Below are 16,812 nucleotides of genomic sequence, written 5' to 3'. Positions count from 1 at the left end.
CGTCGCGCCCGTCGCGCCCGTCGCGCATGGCGTGCGGCCACGGCGCGTTGAGTTCAGCCCGGGCCCGGCCGTGCGTCGAGCAACTGCGCGCGAAGCCAGCGGTGCGCATCGGTGCGCGCATGCTTCGCGTGCGAGTAGACCTTCACGGTGTAGCGCGGAATCTCGAACGGCGCCGGGAAGATGCGGATCGGCGCCGCGTGCCGCAACGCCTGCGCGGCGCGGTTCGGCACGGTCATCAGCAAGGCCGATTCCGCGATCACGAACGGCGCGGCCAGCACGGTCGGCAACTGCACGGCGACTTGCCGCGCGAGGCCGAGCCGGTCGAGCACGTAGTCGACGACGCCGCGCGATTCGTTCCACGGCGTGACGACCACATGCCGGGCCGCCAGGTACTGGTCGAGCGTCAGCCGCCGGCGGATGTCCGGATGCGAGGCGCTCGCGATCACGACGTAGTCGTCGGAGAGCCAGTCGAAATCCTCGATGCCCGATGCGTCGGCCGCCGATTCCTCGTGGTAGCCGAGCGCGAAATCGATGCGGCCGGCCGCGAGTTCGTCGACGGAAATCTTCCGGTCGGAATGGACGACGCGGATCCGCAGCCGCGGCGCGACGTGCTGGATGCGCGCAAGGAACGCCGGCAGCACTGCGAAGGCCGTGTAGTCGGTCGCGGCGAACACGAACGTGCGATCGCTTTGCGCGGGATCGAAGCGGCGCGCGCGGGCGAGCCCCTTCGACATTGCGTCGAGCGCGTCGCCGGCCCAGGTGGCGATGTCGTCGGCGCGCACGGTCGGCTGCATCTCGTTGCCGAGGCGCACGAACAGTGCGTCGCCGATCGCGTCGCGCAGCCGCGCGAGCGCGTGGCTCAGTGCGGACGGGCTCAATGCGAGTTCGTGCGCGGCGGCCGCAACCGACCGGTGGCGGTACAGCGCATCGAATACGAGCAGCAGGTTGAGGTCGAGGCGGCGCAAGTCAGGATGCATCATGTTCAGGTCCGGATGAAGAAACTGCACTTCCTGCAGGCATGGCGTGAACGTAGCATGACGGTCTGATTGGCGCCGGCATGGTTGCGCGGCGCTGCGTTCCGTTTCAAGTCCGGGCCGGAGGAGGGCTCAACCCGTGCAAATCGACATCCGTTCCGCCACCGTCGCCGACGTGCCGCTGATCCTGCGTTTCATTACCGAGCTGGCCGTCTACGAGAAAGCGGAGCACGAGGTGGTCGCGACGCCCGCGTCGCTCGAGCGCAGCCTGTTCGGCGAGGGATCGCCGGCGCGCGCGCTGATGTGCGAGGTCGACGGCGAGCCGGCCGGCTTCGCCGTGTATTTCTTCTCGTATTCGACGTGGCTCGCCCGGCAGGGGCTGTATCTCGAGGATCTGTACGTGTCGCCGCGCTTTCGCGGCGCCGGGGCCGGGCTGCGGCTGCTGAAGGCGCTCGCGCGGATCGCGGTCGAGTCGGGCTGCGGGCGTTTCGAATGGAGCGTGCTCGACTGGAACGAGCCGGCGATCCGCTTCTACGAGAGCGTCGGCGCCGCGCCGCAGAGCGAATGGGTGCGTTACCGGCTCGCCGGCGACGCACTGCGCGCGTTCGCCGACAGTGCGCCGGTGAGCGCCGCGTAAACGCAAAACGGGCGCCGCGCGGCGAACCGCGGGGCGCCCGTTCGTGCGTCGTGCGTTACTTGAGGCTGCCCGACAGGAACCCGCGCAGGCGCTCGCTCTTCGGGTTGGCAAACACCTCGGCCGGCACGCCTTCTTCCTCGACGCGCCCCTGGTGCAGGAACATCACGTGGTTCGACACGTTGCGCGCGAAGCCCATCTCGTGCGTGACGACGATCATCGTGCGGCCTTCCTCGGCGAGCTTCTGCATCACCTTCAGCACCTCGCCGACCAGTTCCGGGTCGAGCGCCGACGTCGGCTCGTCGAACAGCATCACGTCCGGATGCATCGCGAGCGCGCGCGCAATCGCCACGCGCTGCTGCTGGCCGCCGGACAGGTGCGACGGATACTGCTTTTCCACGCGCGGTGCGAGGCCGACTTTCTCGAGATACGCGCGCGCGCGATCCTCGGCTTCCTTCTTCGGGATGCCGAGCACGTTCACGGGCGCTTCCATCACGTTCTCGATCACGTTCATGTGCGACCAGAGGTTGAAGTGCTGGAACACCATCGAAAGCTTGGTGCGCACGCGCTGAAGCTGTTTCGCATCGGCCGCGCGCAGCGCGCCCGCCTTGTCGGGCGTCGTGCGGACTTCCTCGCCGTCGACGACGATGCGGCCTGCATTCGGCTGCTCGAGGAAGTTGATACAACGCAGCATCGTGCTCTTGCCGGAGCCGGACGAGCCGATCACGCTGATCACGTCGCCCGAGTTCGCCTTCAGCGACACGCCCTTGAGCACCTCGTTGTCGCCGTACCGCTTGTGCAGATCGTCGACGAAAAGCTTTTGAGTCTGGGAATTCATCAATAGTCCTGCGAAAACTTACTTGCCTTGCGGGCGCAGATACGCGAGCCAGCGGCGCTCGGCCTGGCGGAACAGCCACACGAGCGTGAACGAGATCACGAGGTAGAGCAGGGCGGCGATGCCGAACGCATGGAACGACATGTAGGTCGCCGAGTTCACGTCGCGGGCGATCTTCAGGATGTCCGGCACGGTCGCGGTGAACGCCACCGTCGTCGCGTGCAGCATCAGGATCACTTCGTTGCTGTACAGCGGCAGCGCGCGGCGCAGCGCCGACGGCAGGATCACGCGGCGATACATCGTGAACCTGGACATCCCGTACGCGCGCGCGGCTTCGATCTCGCCGTACGACGTCGCCTTGATCGCGCCCGCGAAGATTTCGGTGGTGTATGCGCAGGTGTTCAGCGTGAACGCGAGCAGCGTGCAGTGCATCCCGTCGCGGAAGAACGCGTCGAGCATCGGCGTGCCGCGCACGGCCTGCAGGCTGTAGAGGCCCGTGTAGCAGAGCAGCAGCTGCACATAGAGCGGCGTGCCGCGGAACACATACGTATAGAGCCACACGGCGCTCGACAGCCACTTCTTCTTCGACACGCGTGCCACGGCGAGCGGCACCGACAGGCAGAAGCCGAGGCCGATCGACACGACGAGCAGCCACAGCGTGATCGCGACACCGGTGATGCGGTAGCCGTCGGTGTAGAGATAGTTGCGCCAGTATTCTTGGATGAGTTCGATCATAGGTCAGCCTTGCGGACACCGGTCGAGTAGCGCTTCTCGAGCCACATCAGCACGAAGTTCGAGATCGTCGTGATCGCGAGATAGACCGCTCCCGCGATCAGCGTGAAGAAGAAGAACCGCAGCGTGCCCTTGCCGGCGTCCTGCGATGCCTTCACGACGTCGGCCAGGCCGATGATCGACACGAGCGCGGTCGACTTCACGAGCACCTGCCAGTTGTTGCCGATGCCCGGCAGCGCGAAGCGCATCATCTGCGGGAACATGATCCGCGTGAACACCTGCCAGTTCGTCATCCCGTACGCGCTGCCGGCCTCGAGCTGGCCGCGCGGCACCGACAGGAACGCGCCGCGGAACGTCTCGGTGAAGTACGCGCCGTAGATGAAGCCGAGCACGAGCACGCCGGCGAGGAACGGGTCGATGTCGATCTGGTCCCAGCCGAGCGCGTCGGTCGCCATGTTCAGCCAGATCTGCAGGCTGTAGAACAGCAGCAGCATCAGCACGAGGTCGGGCACGCCGCGGATCAGCGTCGTGTAGACGGTGCCGGCGCCGTGCGTCACGCGGTTGCGCGACAGCTTCGCGCCCGCGCCGAGCAGCCCCAGCAGGAACGACAGCGCAAGCGAAAGCACCGCCAGTTTGACGGTTTGCCAGGTGCCTGCGAGGATCAGCGGGCCGTAACCTTGTAGAAACATATGTGGTCCCTGGTGTGGTCCCTGAGGGCGCACGCGGTGCGCCGCGAAAGACGCGCCCGCCAAGCTGCGCGGAACGCCCCGTGCGTATCATGACCGTCCGCCCCGGCAACGGTGCCGGGCCAGCCCGTCGCGCGAGCGGCGGGCAAGGGGGCGGGCGGCGTGTGGTTGACTGCCTGTACTGCCCGGATGCGGGGCTGCCCCCGCATCCGCTGCTTCTTCCTGTCGGCGTTCAGCGGGCCGAAGCCGAATAGACGCTGAACGAGAAGTACTTGTGCGACAGCCGGTCGTACGTGCCGTCCTTGTGCATGTCGGCCAGCGCGTTGTTGATCTTGAGCTTCAGGTCCGTATCGTCCTTGCGCAGGCCGATCGCGGTGCCGTCGCCGATCGTCTTCGGATCCTTCACTTCCGGCCCTGCGAACGCGAAGCCCTTGCCGCGCGGCGTGCGCAGGAAGCCATAGTCGGCCTGCAGCTCGTCCTGCAGCGTCGCGTCGAGACGGCCCGAGCCGAGATCGGTATAGACCTGGTCCTGGTTCTGGTAAGGAATGATCGTCACGCCCTGCGGTTCCCAGTACGCCTTTGCGTAGGTTTCCTGCGTCGAGCCCTGCTCGACGCCGACGCGCTTGCCCTTCAGCGACGCGACCGTCGGCAGCAGCGGCGAGCCGGTCTTCGCGATCATCCGCGCGGGGGCGTCGTATACCTTGTCGGAGAAGTCGATCTGCTCGCGGCGCTTGTCCGTGACGGTCAGCGACGACACGATGACGTCGTACTTCTTCGCCTTCAGCGCCGGGATGATCCCGTCGAGATCCTGCGCCACCCACACGCATTTCACGTTGATCCGCTTGCAGATTTCCTTGGTGAGATCGACGTCGAAACCGACGATCTCGCCGCTCGGTGCGGTCGACTCGAACGGCGGGTAGCTGGCATCGACGCCGATCCGCACGGTCTTCCACTCCTTCGCGAAGGCGCTGCCCGCCACGAGGGCGAGGGCGGCGCACAGGGCGGCCTTCTTCATTTCGATCCTTCTGTTGCTGACTTTCCGGGGGCGCTCGCGGCCGGTCGGACCGGGCGCCGCGGCGTATTCTAGACGGCCAAAATTCGCCGATCGGCGCTCTGGCGATGGCGGCCGCCGGAAGGGCGAACGCCAAAAGGGCGGTATTTTACCCGAACGCGATACCCGGAAAACGGCAATGCGGTTCGATCGACGGATTCTTCGATTCGGCTGTTGCGGCAATCGCGATATTCGAAACGAGTATTGCGACAATTGGATATGCGGGTGCAACGATGCGGTGCACGGGCGGCGGATTGTGGCGCGATCGGCGCCCCCCTACAGTGGAGGTAAACCCGAAAAGAGAATCCGCCTCCCGGAGTTCCCGCCCCATGTTCCAGATCCGCCGCGCCGAAGACCGCTGCCACACGCGCCACGGCTGGCTCGAATCGAGTCACAGCTTTCCGCTCGCCGGCCGCGCCGGGAACGCGCATCCGCCGGTCGGCGCGCTGCGCATGCTGAGCGAGGACCTGATCGCGCCGACGCGCGGTTTCGGGATGCAGCCGCGCCGCGATGTGGAGATCGTCACCTATGTGCTGGACGGCGCGCTCGCGCACCGCGACAGCCTCGGCAACGGCGCGATCGTCCGGGCCGGCGGTATCCAGCGGATGAGCGCCGGCACGGGGCTCGTGCACAGCGAAACCAACGCGTCGCGCGACCGGCCGCTGCATCTGCTGCAGATCTGGCTGCAGCCGGTCGAGCGGGGCGGGCGGCCCGGCTACGACGAGCGGCGCTTTGCCGACGACGAGAAGCGCGGCCGGCTGCGGCTCGTCGCGTCGCCCGACGGCGGTGACGGCGCGCTGTCGATGCGTGCGGATGCACGCATTTTCGCGGGGCTGATCGACGGCGACGAGGCGGCGGCGTTCGACGTGCCGGCCGGGCGCAGCACCTACGTGCACGTGGTGCGCGGCGACGTCGAGGTCAACGGCCGCGCGCTGGCCGCGGGCGACGGCGCGCGGATCGGCGGCGTGGACGCGGTGGCGTTCGCGCGCGGCCGTGCCGCCGAGGTGCTGCTGTTCGACGTCGCCTGAAACGAAAAAGGGGACGCGGGCCGGTGCCCGCGTCCCCTTCGATACCGCTCCGGGGAGCGGCCCGCCGGCTTACTGCGCCGGCGCCGACGCGGCCTTGGCCGCGCGATGCTGCTCCCAGCGCTCCTTCATCTTCTCGTGGCGCTGCTCCATCTTCGCGAACTGCTGCTTGAGCGCCGTGCTGACCGTGGTCTTCTGCTGGTCGTTCAGCCCGTTGTAGAACGCGAGCCACGCGGTGGAGGTCTGCTCGCGCAGTTGCGCGTTCTGCTGCTCGGCCTGCTGGCGCGCGGTGTGCATCGCGCTCAGGTCGAGGATCGGCTGGTTCTGCTGCGCCTTGAACTGCTCGCGCATCTGCTCGTGGCTCTTGCGCATCGCATCACGGTTCTGCTTCATCGTGTTGATGGCCGTCTGCCATTGCTGTTCCTGCGCCGCACTGAGCTTCAGCTGGTCGTGCAGCTTCAGGATCGCGCCGAACGGGCCGCCGTCGTGCTCGCCGTGCATCTGGTGGGCGCCGGGGCCGCCCGGCGGCGGCATGTCGTTGGGCTGCGCGGCCTGTGCGGTGCCGAAGGCGAGAGCGAGCACGGTGGCAGCCGCAATGGCCACACGGGTAGTCTTCTTATACATTTCAGAAACTCCTTGTATCCAAAGGGTCCGGCGATGCAGTTCGGGAATGCCGTGTACCGCATCCGGTAAGACGCAGGTTAGCGATGCAGGCCCCGGCCGGTGTTACGTGGGGTGGCGGCCCGATTACCGCGCATTACAGTTCCCTTGCGCGGTAACCCGCAGTAACCCTTTCGCCCCTTTGTTTCGTTCTTCGACTCCGCCTTCGCGCGGTAAACTTCGAGCCATGACTACCCAGATCCTCATCGTCGACGACGACCAAGAACTCCGAGACCTGCTGCGCGACTATCTCGTGCGCCAGGGGATGGAAGTATCCGTGCTGCACGACGCGGCCACGCTCGAGAAGCGGCTCGAGCGCGAGCGTCCCGACCTGATCGTGCTGGACCTGATGATGCCGGGTGTGGACGGTCTCACCGCGCTGCGCCAGTTGCGCGCGGCCGGCGACGACATCCCCGTGATCATGCTGACCGCGCGTGCGGACGACGTCGATCGCATCGTCGGGCTCGAGCTCGGCGCGGACGACTACCTCGGCAAGCCGTTCAACCCGCGCGAGTTGCTCGCGCGCGTGCAGGCCGTGCTGCGCCGCCGCCGCGCGACGCCGTCGGCGGCGGCGCCCGAGCAGCGCGAGCCGTTCGCGTTCGGCCGCTTCGTGCTCGACTTCCAGGCGCGCACGCTGTCGGTCGACGGCAAGCCGGCCACGCTGTCGAGCAGCGAATTCGCGCTGCTGAAGATCTTCGTGAACCATGCGCTGCGCACGCTCACGCGCGAGCGGCTGCTCGAGCTGCTGCACGGGCCCGAGTACGACGGCACCGACCGCGGCATCGACGTCCAGGTGTGGCGCCTGCGCCGCATCCTCGAAACGGATCCGTCGACGCCGCGCTTCATCCAGACGGTGCGCGGACGCGGCTACGTGTTCGTGCCCGACGGCGAGGCTCATGCGCAAACCCATTGATTCACTGTTCGGGCGGCTTGCGCTGCTCGTGGTCGGTGTCCTGCTCCTGTCGCACTTCGCGTGGTTTTTCGCGATGCGGCTCGAGCGCAACCAGATGCAGACGCGCTACGCGGTCGAGGAGGCCGCGTTCCTGGTCGATGCGGTGCGCCAGCACGTCGAGCGTACGCCCGACCAGCCTTTGCCGTCGCGTGTGCGGCTTGTAACACCGGACAGCGCCGACGTGCCGAAGGGCGACCTGTCGAGCCTGCCGGCGCCGCTCAAGCGGTTCCGCGACGACGTGAGCGAGCGGATGCCGCCCGGCACGCGCGTCGAGATCGGCGCGCCCGGCCATCCGCCCGTGCTGTGGGTGAAGGAGCCGGCCGACCGCAACTGGATCGTGGTGCCCGTGCAGCCGCTGCGGCCACCGCGCTCGCTCGACCGGATGCTGCTGTGGCTCGGCACGATCTTCTCGGCCGGCGTGATCGCCGCGCTGTTCGCGGCCTGGCAGCTGCAGCAGCCGCTGCGTTCGCTTGCGCGCGCGGTCGCGCGTTTCGGCCGCGGGCAGCCGGTGCCGCCGCTGCGCGAGCGCGGCCCGCGCGAGCTGCGCCAGCTCACGCACGGCTTCAACCAGATGGTGGAACAGGTGTCGCAGACCGAAAGCGATCGCGCGGTGATGCTGGCAGGCGTCGCGCACGACCTGCGCACGCCGCTTGCGCGGATGCGCCTGCGCGCGGAAATGATGGACGACGTGCGCTTGCGCGACGGCGTCGTGCGCGATGTCGACTCGATGTCGCACATCGTCGACCAGTTTCTGGTGTTTGCGCACGGCGGGGCCGATCGCAGCGAGCCGGTGCCGGTCGACCAGGCGTGCGAGCGGATCGCACGCAGCTATCGCGCGGTCGCGCCGAACGCGCCGCCGGTCCAGACCCGGCTTGATGCCGATCCGGGCTTCCGGCTGCCGACGGCGACGCTCGACCGGATCCTGTCGAACCTGCTGGACAACGCGCATGCGTACGGCGCGCCGCCGGTGCTCGTCGAGACGGTGCGCACGCCGACCGGCTATGTGCTGTCGGTCAGCGACAGCGGCGGCGGGATCGCGCCGCGCGACCTCGCGGCAGCCACGCGGCCGTTCGTGCGGCTCGACCCCGCGCGCGGCGGGAACGGCCACAGCGGGCTCGGGCTCGCGATCGTCGAGCGGCTCGTGCTCAGGCTGGGCGGGACGTGCGACATCGGCAACCGCCCCGAAGGCGGCCTGCGTGTCGCAATGACCTTCCCGTTCGAGGTCGTGCCGAAGGACGAACCCCACGCACAGGCCGCGTGAGCGGCTGCGGCGCCTGCCCGGTCAGGCGCCGCGCGGCATCATTCGCCGAACAGCGTGCCGAGCGTCTCGGCCGCGTTGCTGTCGATCGTGTTGTAGGTCACGGTGGTGGCCTCGAAGATATAGACGGTCGTGTACCGGCCGAGGCGCTCCAGGATTTCCTCCTGCAGCGATTCCGGCACGACGTTCATGTTCAGGTACCACGCCGTCGACGACAGCCGCGTCTGGAACGATCCATACTCCTGCATCAGTTCGTAAAACGCGTCGGCATCCTGATCGCGGCAGACGATCACCAAGTTTCCTGCCATTCCCTTCCTCCCGGTCGTCGGTCGATCCCAGGCTCTGTTTACAGTATGGAACGTGCACGCGTTGCCACGAGAACGGCCGAAACAGACCCTTGGGGCAAGCCCCGATCATACCCGCTTCATCGTATCCGTCTGCTGACGTCCGACACGGTTTGCGTTCGCGTGCGGCCGGCGGGTTCCCGGCCGGGCCGGATCACGGCATAATTCGGGCCTGCATGCCGGCCGAAGGACTGCGGCCGGCATGCTCCGGACCCACATCCACCGTCCCGCGCGTCGGGCACGATCCGTGCACCGCCGGCGCACCGGCCCCGTACGGTTGTACCTGAAATACAGGTTGGTGTAGTGTCGTGCCGTCGCGGGCCGACTGGACCTGGGCCGCAGCAGCTTGCACGCACGGCGCATCGCGCCTGCGCGAAATCGTCAGTCAATCGAATTACCGCGCCCGTGCGCTTTGCCATGAATCAACATCGACTGCCGGCTTCGTTCGGCCTTACCGGGGAGGGCGCCTGATGGACGTCGGATTCTTCAATCCGAACCGGACCGCCAACGCGTCCGCATGGCGCGTTCTGCCGAACCGGTGGGATTTCATCGCATTTCCGCTGATCATCTGCCTGATCGCGATGGCGGTCGTCGGCTTCCATGAAACGATGGCGCCGATCGGGACCCTGCAGGCGCAGAAGATCTCGCTCGATCCGTCGAACCTGCCCGAATACGCGTTGCGCACCACGCTGCGGATGCTTGCCGCGATGGTCGCGTCGCTCGCGTTTACGCTCGTCTACGGCACGTTCGCGGCAAAGAGCCGCCGCGCGGGCATGGTGCTGATCCCGATCCTCGACATCCTGCAGTCGGTGCCGGTGCTCGGCTTTATCTCGTTCACGGTCACGTTCTTCCTCGCGCTGTTCCCGAGCCGCGTACTCGGCGCCGAGCTCGCGGCGATCTTCGCGATCTTCACGAGCCAGGCGTGGAACATGACGTTCAGCTTCTACCAGTCGCTGCGCACGGTGCCGCGCGATCTCGACGAAGTGTCGCGGAGTTTCCACCTGACGTCCTGGCAGCGCTTCTGGAAGCTCGAGGTGCCGTTCTCGATGCCGGGCCTGATCTGGAACATGATGATGTCGATGTCGGGCGGCTGGTTCTTCGTCGTCGCGTCGGAGGCGATCACCGTCGGCAACCAGACGATCACGCTGCCGGGCATCGGCGCGTATCTCGCGCAGGCGATCTCGGACAAGAACTTCGGCGCGATCGGCTGGGTGATCGTCACGATGACGGTCGTGATCCTCGCGTACGACCAGTTCCTGTTCCGCCCGCTTATCGCGTGGGCCGACAAGTTCCGGATGGAGAACACCGCGTCGGGCGATGCGCCGCAATCGTGGCTGCTCGACCTCGTGCGCCGCACGCGCCTGATCCATCAGTTGCTTGTGCCGGCCGGCTGGTTTTTCGCCAAGGCCGCGCGGATTCCGCTGCGCCTGCCGCTGTCGGGCGCGATGCGCTTCACGCTGCCGCGCGTCGAGAAGAAGGCGTCGCGCACCGTCGACATCACATGGGCGGGTCTCGTGCTGATCGGCACGGCCTATATCGTCTGGCGCGTCGTCAGCTTCGTGTCGACCGGCGTGACGATGGCCGAGGTCGGCCACGTGCTCGTGCTCGGGCTCATCACGCTGCTGCGCGTGGTCGTGCTGATCGCGATCGCATCGGTGATCTGGGTGCCGATCGGCGTGTGGGTCGGGCTGCGACCGAGGCTGGCCGAGAAGCTGCAGCCGCTCGCGCAGTTCCTCGCCGCGTTCCCGGCCAACCTGCTGTTCCCGGTGTTCGTGATCGTGATCGCGCGCTTCCACCTGAACCCCGACATCTGGCTGTCGCCGCTGATCGTGCTCGGCACGCAGTGGTATATCCTGTTCAACGTGATCGCCGGTGCAACGTCCTACCCGAACGACTATCGCGAAGCGGCGACGAACTTCCGCATCCGGGGCTGGCAGTGGTGGCGGCAGGCGATCCTGCCCGGCATCTTCCCGTACTACGTGACCGGCGCGATCACCGCGTCGGGCGGCGCGTGGAACGCGAGCATCGTGTCGGAAGCCGTGCAGTGGGGCAACACCAAGATCGAGGCGCACGGCCTCGGCGCCTATATCGCGCAGACCACCGCCGCGGGCGACTTCCCGAAGATCATCCTGGGCATCGCCGTGATGTCCCTGTTCGTCACCCTGTTCAACCGCCTGCTGTGGCGCCCGCTGTATGCCTTCGCCGAAGCGAAGCTGCGGCTCGACTGAGACCGATTGAGAGCGAAACGCGATGCACAATCCGAATGCTGTAAACGCCCCCGTCCAGACGTCCCAGCCGCCGCGCCTCGGTGAGGAAATCCTGCGCGTCGATCACGTCTGCCGCGGCTTCAACAAGACGCAGGGCGAACTGCTCGTGCTCGACGATGCGAACCTGTCGCTGCGCGAAGGCGAGATCGTCGGGCTGCTCGGCCGCTCGGGCTCGGGCAAGTCGACGCTGCTGCGGATCATCGCCGGCCTGATCGAGCCGACCGGCGGTGAAGTGACCTACCTCGGCAAGCCGCTGAGCGGCCCGGCCGAAGGCGTCGCGATGGTGTTCCAGACCTTCGCGCTGTTCCCGTGGCTCACCGTGCTGCAGAACGTGGAAGCCGGGCTCGAAGCGCTCGGCGTCGGCGCGCGCGAGCGGCGCGAGCGTGCGCTGGCCGCGATCGACCTGATCGGCCTCGACGGCTTCGAGAACGCGTACCCGCGCGAGCTGTCGGGCGGCATGCGCCAGCGTGTGGGCTTTGCGCGCGCGCTCGTCGTGGATCCGACGATCCTGTTGATGGACGAGCCGTTCTCGGCGCTCGACGTGCTGACCGCCGAGACGCTGCGTACCGACCTGCTCGACCTGTGGACGCAAGGCCGGATGCCGATCAAGTCGGTGCTGATCGTCACGCACAACATCGAGGAAGCCGTGTTCATGTGCGACCGGATCCTCGTGCTGTCGTCGAACCCGGGCCGCGTGATCGCCGAGATCAAGGTGCCGTTCAAGCATCCGCGCAACCGGCTCGACCCGGCGTTTCGCAAGCTCGTCGACGACATCTACGCGAAGATGACCGCGCGCCAGATCAACGAAGCGACGAAGAAGGGGCTGGAGCCCGGCAGCTGGCTGCCGCAGGTGTCGACCAACCTGATGGCCGGCCTGATCGAAACACTCGCGATGGCGCCGTACCACGGCCGTGCCGACATGCCGGAAATCGCGCGCACGCTGCACCTCGAGGTCGACGACCTGTTCCCGATCGCCGAAGTGCTGCAGTACCTCGGTTTCGCGGACGTGCGGGAAGGCGACGTGTTCCTGACGCCGCCGGGGCGCGTGTTCGCGGAATTCGGCACGCAGGAGCGCAAGCTGATGTTCGCGGATCACCTGCTGAAGCACGTGCCGCTCGCCGCGCGGATCAAGAAGGTGCTGAATGAGCGCCCGGGCCATCGCGCGCCGCGCGTGCGCTTCGAGCAGGAGCTGGAGGATTTCCTGTCGGACGGCGCAGCCGAGGAAACGCTCGACGCGGTGATCGACTGGGGCCGTTACGGCGAGATCTTCTCGTACAACGACCAGACCGAGATTTTCAGCCTCGAGGACGTCGAGTCCTGAAGTCTTGAGTTGGATTTGTATGAATCGGTATTCCTTCTCTGCTGAAAATTCATATAAAACAATGGGTTGCTGGTTTGCGTGCGGACTTCCATATTGACTTGGATACCTGTTGACGTTCACCCCGAACTGACCCACCTGGGCCTGTAGTTTTCATCGAATTTTGACCCGCGTGATTGAATGCCTTGCTCAACCCTTGAGCAGGGGATACAGGCGTGATCACGGTGGATATGCTGGCCAAGATCAGACGGAGTATTTCCGCGAGAAGGTCCCGCTGCGCCAGATTGCGCGGCACACGGGCCTATCCCGAAACACGGTGCGCACGTGGCTGCGCCAGACCGGGGCGACCGAGCCGAAGTATCCGAAGCCCACGAGCCCCAGCGTCATCGACGACTGGGCCGATGAGCTCCCGGGCTGGCTCAAGGCCGACAGCCACCGCCCGAAGCGCGAACGGCGCACCGCGCAGTTCATGTTCGAGGCAATCCGGGCACGGGGCTATGCCGGCAGCGACGGCCGCGTGAGCGCTTTCGTTCGCCGTTGGCACGAGCGGCAGGCCGCAGCACCCCGACGCAAGGCGTACGTGCCGCTCGCGTTCGCGCCCGGCGAGGCCTTCCAGTTCGACTGGAGCTGTGCGTACGCCTCCATCGGCGGCCTTCGTCGACGGCTCGAAGTCGCTCACGTGAAGCTGAACGCCAGCCGAGCCTGCTGGCTGGCCGCCTACGAGAGCCCGCGTCCTGTCCTGCCGGAGGATCGCCGTGTCTAACGACCTCATCGCTGAACTCGAAGGGCTCAACTTCATGGCATGGCCAGCAGCTGGCCGGAACTGCTTGCGCAATCGAGACACACTGAATTCCAGCCAGAGCGATTCATGCACCAGTTGCTGCTCGCCGAGACCGTCGAGCGGCAGGTTCGCTCGATCGCCCATCAGATGACTGCTGCGCGCTTCCCGGCGCATCGCGATCTCAAAGGCTTCGACTTTGCACCGGCACATGTGCACGAAGCGCTGCTTCGTGAACTCCATGAGCTGTCGTTCCTTGCAAGCGCGCACAACGTTGTGTTCATCGGAGGGCCGGGGATCGGCAAGACACCTCTCGCGACAGCGATCGGCATCGAAGCGGTGCAGCGTCACGGCAAGCGTGTCCGGTACTTCTCGACCGTTGAGCTGACCAACGTGTTAAAGCTCGAAAAAGCGGCGGGTAAGCAGGCGCAGATCGCGCACAAGCTGATGTCCGTCGATCTGGTGATCCTCGGCGAACCGGGCTAACTGCCGTTCAGCCAGACCGGCGGGGCATTGCTGTTCCACCTGCTCTCCACGCTGTACGAACATACGAGCGTGGCGATCACCGCCAACCTGAGCTTCGGCAAGTGAGCGAACGTGTTCGGGCACGCAAAGATGACGACAGCCTTGCTGGATCGCGTCACCCATCACTGCCACATCGTAGAAACAGGTAACGCGTCCTGGCGCTTCAAGACCAGTTCAGCAAAAGCAAGGACGACGAGAAAGAAAGCTGCGAAAGCAGCAGGCAGCGACGAGTTATCCACATCGGAATAGCTGTACTACGCTGTCTCGGGGGGCAAATTGAGATAAAAGCCGTGGGTCGAGATTCGGTGATCGCCAACAAGCGGGACTACAGCCTGATTAGGTTGACATCTCGAGGTAACAAGCATGTGACTGCCATGTGCAGATGGGCTGATCCTTTTCAACTGCTAACACCCCGCACTTCAGATTATTTGAGGGGCTCGGATCGATGGTCTCGTGGGAATTGACAAATGGTATTAAATGCCGTCGTGCTCCGGCGTCTTAGCATTGATTTCGTGCGACTGTCCTGTTACAGTCTCGCCGAAACGCAATATGACCGCTAAGGTGCGTTGGTCGGCTATTCGATTCCGCAGTACTTACTGATGCGATTTCTCGCCTTATCGGGTGTATGGCTCGCGAGGCCGTAAGTCGATGTCTCAAGCTGTGGAGACCGACATGCACGAGAGCATGCTCAGCGAGAGCGGGGTGTGACTGCGCACCGTGAGCGGCACAATAGAAAAATTATCCTCAGCGAAGTAACCTCAACGAGAACAAAAATGGCCGATTTGCATTGGACCATGCCAATCGCCAGATGGACGTCGATTTCGACTGCGGGGGTGCCGGGCGTCGAAGCCCTCGATCCGATGGTGCGGCGCCGCTTGAGCCGGCTGTCGCGTCTCGCGCTTCAGGCTGCCTATGACTGTGCTGGAGCGGAAAATCCGGTGCGTATGGTATTCGCGTCGCGTCATGGCGAACTGGCGCGTACCACCGGCATTCTCGCCGACATCGGCGCTGCGGAACCCGTGTCCCCGACGGCCTTCAGTCTCTCGGTCCTCAATGCGGTCACGGGAATATTCGGGATCGCCAGGCGCGACCGATCGGCCGCGACCGCGATCGCGGCCGGGCATGAAACCCTCGGCTACGCGCTGCTCGAAGCTTTTTCCCAATACGAAACGTCGCCGGCATCGCCGGTGTTGCTCGTCTATGCGCACGAGCCGGCCGATCCTGTATACGGCGATGTCGATGACGATCCGGAGAGTGTCGGACTTGCCGTACTGCTTGGCGCCGATGAGCCGGCCGGCTATCTGACCTGCGAAATGGCGGTGGACGGCGCGAGCGACACTCACGTTGCCGACGATGCGACCAGTACGCAAAGCGCGGCGGTGCTGCGCTGCCTGTCGGCGCGCACAACGGCGTCGTGGCGTGGTCAACACGCATTCTGGCGATGGAACTGGCATGATCGCGCGGCTTGACTACGGCTGGCGCCTGTTCGCGACCGGCGCCAGCCTGGCGTTTTTCGCGCTGTGCGGATCGGTGTTCTCGGTGCTGGCGATCGTCGTCGGCGGGCTATGGCCGCATCGGCGCTCGCGCCAGCGTGGCGTGACGCTCGTCATCCATCATTTCTTCCGCGTGCAGGTCGCGCTGCTGCAGTGCATCGGCGTGATGAAGCTTGAGCTGAGCGGCGTCGAGCGTCTTGCAAAGGACGGCCCCGCAATCATTGTCGCCAATCATCCGACCTGGCTCGACGTCATGGTGCTGCTGTCGCTGACGCCAAAGGCCTGCTGCGTCGTCAAACGCGGCCACTGGGGCAACCCCTGTTTCTGGGGCATCGTCCGCGCAGCCGACTACGTGAGCAATGTCGATGCTGTCAATCTCGTCGAGGCCGGGGCGCGACAACTGGCGGCGGGCTACACGATGATCATCTTCCCGGAGGGGACGCGCAGCCCGGGTGGCAATCGTCTGCATGCGTTCTCGCGCGGCTTCGCGCATATGGCGCTGCAGTCGCGCAGCCGGATCCAGCCGGTGCTGATCCATTGCGATCCGCCGGTATTCACCAAGACGCTGCGCTGGTATCACGTGCCGCCTCGTGCGTTCCGCATGCGCATCGACGTGCTCGAGCCAATGGACCTGAACCGGCTGGCGTCGGGCGTGACGTCACCATCGATTGCCGCTCGCAGCATTGCCCGCGAGGTGGAAGTGCACATTACTCAAAGCCTGTTTCAGCATGGATACTTTAAAACTGCAAATTAAGCAGCTTCTGATCGAGATGCTCGATCTCAGCGACATGACGGTCGACGATATCGACGACGATGCGCCGCTGTTCTCGACCGACGGGATCGGCCTCGATTCCGTCGATGCGCTCGAAGTCGGCATCATGCTGCGCAAGAAGTTTCAACTGACGATCGCCGCGAACGACGAGCGCACGAAAGCGCATTTCCGTTCGATCAACACGCTGGCGGCCTTCATTGCCGACCAGCAGTCGCATCAGGCATCGCACGAAGCCGTGCTGGAAAAAGGGAGTCACTCGTGACCGACGCAGAAATCCTGGAGCGCATCCGCGCCATTTTTCACGAGAATTTCGCGATCGAGCCGGAGCGCGTGACACCCGACACGCACCTGTTCGAAGAGCTCGACCTGGACAGCATCGACGCGGTCGATCTGGCCATCAAGCTTCAGGAAATGACGGGCAAGCGCATCAAACCCGAAGAATTCAAGTCCGTGCGGACCGTCGGTGACGTCATTGCCGCGGTTCACGCGTTGCTCGCGCGCGCGTGAC

17 protein-coding genes and 2 pseudogenes are annotated in these 16,812 nt (G+C 65.7%); 12 read left to right on the top strand and 7 right to left on the bottom strand.

All coding sequences use genetic code 11. The annotated features are described in order from the left end of the window. Positions 1-53 precede the first annotated feature (53 nt). Positions 54-980: a LysR family transcriptional regulator gene (locus BFF94_RS18390; RefSeq protein ID WP_128841860.1), complete on the bottom strand. Its 927-nt coding sequence runs from the start codon at positions 978-980 to the stop codon at positions 54-56. 133 nt (positions 981-1,113) lie between these two features. Here BFF94_RS18390 and BFF94_RS18385 point away from each other — a divergent pair, with 133 nt between their 5' ends. After that, the gene (locus BFF94_RS18385; protein ID WP_128841859.1) at positions 1,114-1,611 is read left to right on the top strand and encodes a GNAT family N-acetyltransferase; all 498 of its coding nucleotides are present in this window, start codon (positions 1,114-1,116) and stop codon (positions 1,609-1,611) included. 55 nt (positions 1,612-1,666) lie between these two features. On the opposite strand, the gene BFF94_RS18380 is transcribed toward BFF94_RS18385, so the two are convergent. The 4 genes from BFF94_RS18380 to BFF94_RS18365 all read right to left on the bottom strand — a co-directional run bounded on the left by BFF94_RS18380 (position 1,667) and on the right by BFF94_RS18365 (position 4,876). Further along, on the bottom strand, positions 1,667-2,446 hold the full coding sequence (locus tag BFF94_RS18380) for an ABC transporter ATP-binding protein (RefSeq protein ID WP_128841858.1): 780 nt from the start codon (positions 2,444-2,446) through the stop codon (positions 1,667-1,669). An 18-nt stretch (positions 2,447-2,464) separates the two neighbouring features. Further along, entirely contained in the window at positions 2,465-3,178 is a 714-nt protein-coding gene (locus BFF94_RS18375) for an ABC transporter permease (RefSeq protein ID WP_128841857.1), read from the bottom strand. Further along, positions 3,175-3,864 carry an ABC transporter permease gene (locus BFF94_RS18370; RefSeq protein WP_128841856.1) on the bottom strand — a complete coding sequence of 230 codons (690 nt, stop codon included), beginning with the start codon at positions 3,862-3,864 and terminating at the stop codon, positions 3,175-3,177. The genes BFF94_RS18375 and BFF94_RS18370 overlap by 4 nt, the downstream gene beginning before the upstream one ends. 229 nt (positions 3,865-4,093) lie before the next feature. After that, the gene (locus tag BFF94_RS18365; RefSeq protein WP_128841855.1) at positions 4,094-4,876 is read right to left on the bottom strand and encodes an ABC transporter substrate-binding protein; all 783 of its coding nucleotides are present in this window, start codon (positions 4,874-4,876) and stop codon (positions 4,094-4,096) included. A gap of 365 nt (positions 4,877-5,241) precedes the next feature. Between BFF94_RS18365 and BFF94_RS18360 the strand changes: the two genes are divergently transcribed. After that, positions 5,242-5,940 (top strand): pirin family protein, encoded by a 699-nt coding sequence (locus tag BFF94_RS18360; RefSeq protein ID WP_219139625.1) that lies wholly within the window; start codon positions 5,242-5,244, stop codon positions 5,938-5,940. Between the two features lie 69 nt (positions 5,941-6,009). Here the strand turns inward: BFF94_RS18360 and BFF94_RS18355 are convergent, their stop codons facing one another. Beyond that, a complete protein-coding gene (locus BFF94_RS18355; protein WP_128848951.1) occupies positions 6,010-6,561 on the bottom strand; it encodes a Spy/CpxP family protein refolding chaperone in 552 nt (183 codons plus the stop codon). 223 nt (positions 6,562-6,784) lie between these two features. Between BFF94_RS18355 and BFF94_RS18350 the strand changes: the two genes are divergently transcribed. Together BFF94_RS18350 and BFF94_RS18345 are read left to right on the top strand one after the other, a co-directional pair. After that, entirely contained in the window at positions 6,785-7,510 is a 726-nt protein-coding gene (locus tag BFF94_RS18350; RefSeq protein ID WP_009693256.1) for a response regulator, read from the top strand. Beyond that, the gene (locus BFF94_RS18345) at positions 7,494-8,810 is read left to right on the top strand and encodes an ATP-binding protein (RefSeq protein ID WP_219139624.1); all 1,317 of its coding nucleotides are present in this window, start codon (positions 7,494-7,496) and stop codon (positions 8,808-8,810) included. The genes BFF94_RS18350 and BFF94_RS18345 overlap by 17 nt, the downstream gene beginning before the upstream one ends. Before the next feature lie 38 nt (positions 8,811-8,848). Here BFF94_RS18345 and BFF94_RS18340 read toward each other — a convergent pair whose 3' ends face one another. Next, positions 8,849-9,115, bottom strand: a complete 267-nt coding sequence (locus tag BFF94_RS18340; protein WP_011545926.1) for a double-stranded DNA-specific endonuclease — start codon at positions 9,113-9,115, stop codon at positions 8,849-8,851. A 506-nt stretch (positions 9,116-9,621) separates the two neighbouring features. Between BFF94_RS18340 and BFF94_RS18335 the strand changes: the two genes are divergently transcribed. The 8 genes and pseudogenes from BFF94_RS18335 to BFF94_RS18300 all read left to right on the top strand — a co-directional run bounded on the left by BFF94_RS18335 (position 9,622) and on the right by BFF94_RS18300 (position 16,811). Further along, positions 9,622-11,379: an ABC transporter permease gene (locus BFF94_RS18335; RefSeq protein ID WP_128847903.1), complete on the top strand. Its 1,758-nt coding sequence runs from the start codon at positions 9,622-9,624 to the stop codon at positions 11,377-11,379. Positions 11,380-11,401: 22 nt separating this feature from the next. Further along, positions 11,402-12,739, top strand: a complete 1,338-nt coding sequence (locus tag BFF94_RS18330; RefSeq protein WP_219139623.1) for an ABC transporter ATP-binding protein — start codon at positions 11,402-11,404, stop codon at positions 12,737-12,739. A 221-nt stretch (positions 12,740-12,960) separates the two neighbouring features. After that, positions 12,961-13,457 (top strand): annotated as a pseudogene (locus tag BFF94_RS18325) (IS21 family transposase); the annotation flags it as partial. An 81-nt stretch (positions 13,458-13,538) separates the two neighbouring features. Next, positions 13,539-14,288 (top strand): annotated as a pseudogene (gene istB, locus BFF94_RS18320) (IS21-like element helper ATPase IstB). Between the two features lie 524 nt (positions 14,289-14,812). Beyond that, positions 14,813-15,508 (top strand): beta-ketoacyl synthase chain length factor, encoded by a 696-nt coding sequence (locus BFF94_RS18315; RefSeq protein ID WP_128851139.1) that lies wholly within the window; start codon positions 14,813-14,815, stop codon positions 15,506-15,508. After that, positions 15,492-16,286, top strand: a complete 795-nt coding sequence (locus BFF94_RS18310; RefSeq protein ID WP_128851136.1) for a lysophospholipid acyltransferase family protein — start codon at positions 15,492-15,494, stop codon at positions 16,284-16,286. Before BFF94_RS18315 ends, BFF94_RS18310 begins: the two co-directional genes overlap by 17 nt. Further along, complete coding sequence (locus tag BFF94_RS18305; protein WP_128851133.1) at positions 16,261-16,566, top strand: phosphopantetheine-binding protein; 306 nt, start codon at positions 16,261-16,263, stop codon at positions 16,564-16,566. Before BFF94_RS18310 ends, BFF94_RS18305 begins: the two co-directional genes overlap by 26 nt. Beyond that, complete coding sequence (locus BFF94_RS18300) at positions 16,563-16,811, top strand: acyl carrier protein (RefSeq protein WP_128851130.1); 249 nt, start codon at positions 16,563-16,565, stop codon at positions 16,809-16,811. The genes BFF94_RS18305 and BFF94_RS18300 overlap by 4 nt, the downstream gene beginning before the upstream one ends. Position 16,812 lies beyond the last annotated feature (1 nt).

It is taken from the genome of Burkholderia catarinensis, from assembly GCF_001883705.2.
Lineage (GTDB): Bacteria > Pseudomonadota > Gammaproteobacteria > Burkholderiales > Burkholderiaceae > Burkholderia > Burkholderia catarinensis.
This window is presented reverse-complemented; position numbering and strand designations above follow the sequence as displayed.

What these genes read in the sequence shown, in the direction of transcription:
- BFF94_RS18390 (WP_128841860.1), bottom strand. Translation starts at nt 980, where the DNA reads ATGATGCATCCTGACTTGCGCCGCCTCGACCTCAACCTGCTGCTCGTA.
- BFF94_RS18380 (WP_128841858.1), bottom strand. Translation starts at nt 2,446, where the DNA reads ATGAATTCCCAGACTCAAAAGCTTTTCGTCGACGATCTGCACAAGCGG.
- BFF94_RS18375 (WP_128841857.1), bottom strand. Translation starts at nt 3,178, where the DNA reads ATGATCGAACTCATCCAAGAATACTGGCGCAACTATCTCTACACCGAC.
- BFF94_RS18370 (WP_128841856.1), bottom strand. Translation starts at nt 3,864, where the DNA reads ATGTTTCTACAAGGTTACGGCCCGCTGATCCTCGCAGGCACCTGGCAA.
- BFF94_RS18365 (WP_128841855.1), bottom strand. Translation starts at nt 4,876, where the DNA reads ATGAAGAAGGCCGCCCTGTGCGCCGCCCTCGCCCTCGTGGCGGGCAGC.
- BFF94_RS18360 (WP_219139625.1), top strand. Translation starts at nt 5,242, where the DNA reads ATGTTCCAGATCCGCCGCGCCGAAGACCGCTGCCACACGCGCCACGGC.
- BFF94_RS18355 (WP_128848951.1), bottom strand. Translation starts at nt 6,561, where the DNA reads ATGTATAAGAAGACTACCCGTGTGGCCATTGCGGCTGCCACCGTGCTC.
- BFF94_RS18350 (WP_009693256.1), top strand. Translation starts at nt 6,785, where the DNA reads ATGACTACCCAGATCCTCATCGTCGACGACGACCAAGAACTCCGAGAC.
- BFF94_RS18345 (WP_219139624.1), top strand. Translation starts at nt 7,494, where the DNA reads ATGCGCAAACCCATTGATTCACTGTTCGGGCGGCTTGCGCTGCTCGTG.
- BFF94_RS18340 (WP_011545926.1), bottom strand. Translation starts at nt 9,115, where the DNA reads ATGGCAGGAAACTTGGTGATCGTCTGCCGCGATCAGGATGCCGACGCG.
- BFF94_RS18335 (WP_128847903.1), top strand. Translation starts at nt 9,622, where the DNA reads ATGGACGTCGGATTCTTCAATCCGAACCGGACCGCCAACGCGTCCGCA.
- BFF94_RS18330 (WP_219139623.1), top strand. Translation starts at nt 11,402, where the DNA reads ATGCACAATCCGAATGCTGTAAACGCCCCCGTCCAGACGTCCCAGCCG.
- BFF94_RS18315 (WP_128851139.1), top strand. Translation starts at nt 14,813, where the DNA reads ATGGCCGATTTGCATTGGACCATGCCAATCGCCAGATGGACGTCGATT.
- BFF94_RS18310 (WP_128851136.1), top strand. Translation starts at nt 15,492, where the DNA reads ATGATCGCGCGGCTTGACTACGGCTGGCGCCTGTTCGCGACCGGCGCC.
- BFF94_RS18305 (WP_128851133.1), top strand. Translation starts at nt 16,261, where the DNA reads ATGGATACTTTAAAACTGCAAATTAAGCAGCTTCTGATCGAGATGCTC.